We start from the raw sequence: 1,946 nt of genomic DNA, 5'->3' as shown, positions 1-1,946 counted from the left end.
GACTGGTACAAGGGGTTAAACACCGCGAAAAATTCATCCCCCGTCTTTACCTTTTCCCCCGTCACGACATCGAGCATCCGGTACTCGAATCCCCGTTCACGGAAAAAGACGATTCCCGGCTCCGTTAAACCCGCCAGCGGTTTACCCACGCCGGAAGACAACCGGAAAGAGACCGGCACCTCCGAGAAATGAAGGTATGGGTTACGGGGTTCGTACCACCCCATCCTGGGAAACCTCCTGTAATCGTACCAGTGATAGATCGTCTCGCTACGCCAGAAAGAGGTGAAAAAACGTTGACTGATACCAGAGAACATCCGCGCCAAGTCACGACCCCAGCTCGTAAGGTTAAAACGGAAACCGAAACTCGTGTCTACCGGCGCCGTGTAATTCAACGTGTTCGCCCCGTACAACGAGATCCCGTTCAGCGGGTTACGACTCGTGAAACGAATGCCGTCATTTAACTTGCACGGGACTCCCTGGGAGACTACCGTCTTTTGAAGCGGGTTTTCCACCTCCAGCGTGAAAAGGGTAAAATCACGACCCGTCGATAAAGGCATGAAAGGATTAGAAGGGGGAATAGACACCGGGTACCAGCCACTCGCCGGCGTCAAAAGGAGAAAATTATTCTCCACGAAAGAACCGCGGCGACCCGTCGGGAAAAAACAATCGTTATAAAAAACAGCCTCGTGGTCCTTATCAGGCAAGTGCAGGTCACAATAACGATCGTCTATCGTTCCCTCGTAATCGATACTTAAAGACAAGGTATCGCCCGGAGACAGAAAACGACCGATCGTGATCACCTGTCCATCACGATCGTGAGACAAGGCGTTCCCCCCGGATTTAACCGACAAGACACGCAAACCGGGGTTAAGAAAAAGAACGACTCGATCCAAAGACGCTTTTCCAGGGTTATAAACCAAGAGATTACTCTCCGCTTTTAATTTTTTACCCCTCTGCAGTAACCGGATAGCGTGTTTCTTTACCCGGCAGGTCTCCTCCCGCCAGTGACGGGAGAAACTCGAACGATAATCTTCACGAGCGGAACGATCACGGTAAAAAGAATTCTCCAGCAAAAATGCACCGCCCAACCCCGCTAAAAAAAACAATAAACCGACGAGTACCTGAGTTTCACGGCTCGAACGGTAATTCGGGATTCGTTTGAAACGACTCACGCTCCAGGCCAACAAACCCAGGCCCAACAACGTGTAAGCCAGGCGATGCAGTAAATAACGGGGAAGGTTTAAATGACCCACAAGCTCCGAGAATAGATTAGGCACGCCGCTACCCGTGTAATCGAACATCCCGTGTTGAACGTGAGGCAACCAGAACAGGCAACCAACCAACCAGGCAAGGGAAAGAGAGATTGCCAGGTAACGGGAACCCGTGACACTGCTTAACCAGAAGGAAAAACCGGCCACGAGCAGCCAGGAAGGAAGAGTAAGCGTCAACAGGTAAAAAAGATAACACGACCAGCTAACCGGGGCCAAACTCGTCAAGTTCACGAGAAAAACACTGGACAGGATCACGACAACGTTCATCGAAAGGAAAAGCAACCCGTTTCCCGTGACCACTCCCCAGAGATAAGTCGTGTTACTCACCGGGCGAGCCAACAACGCTTCCAGGGAACCCCGGTGATCGAACCGACGGGGAATTTCCGACATCATCACCGCCAGGAACAACGATTGAATAACGCTATAAAGGTAAGCGTTAACCAGGGGCATGGAACAGGGAAAAGCAACCATTTTCCAGTTTCCCGCCCCAGGACCCTGCCAGTAAACGTGACAAGACACGATCCCCACCAACGAGAACAAGGCGAAAAAACGGAAAAGCCAACTTCGGCCCTGCTGTTTCATCTCGTATTCTGCAACGTGAAAAAAAACACTCGTGTTCATGTCATCTTATCTTTTAATTCTAAGCTACGCTAATACAAACAGGTTGGATTGCCA

At 50.7% G+C, this 1,946-nt stretch carries 1 protein-coding gene; it reads right to left on the bottom strand.

The features are described 5' to 3' along the window. The coding region (locus tag DMB45_RS14550; RefSeq protein WP_146216464.1) for an ABC transporter permease/M1 family aminopeptidase at window positions 1-1,892 on the bottom strand (1,892 nt) is incomplete at its 3' end. Between the last annotated feature and the right edge of the window lie 54 nt (window positions 1,893-1,946).

Origin of the sequence: Sanguibacteroides justesenii, assembly GCF_003204205.1 — a bacterium.
Lineage (GTDB): Bacteria > Bacteroidota > Bacteroidia > Bacteroidales > Marinifilaceae > Gabonibacter > Gabonibacter massiliensis.
This window is presented reverse-complemented; position numbering and strand designations above follow the sequence as displayed.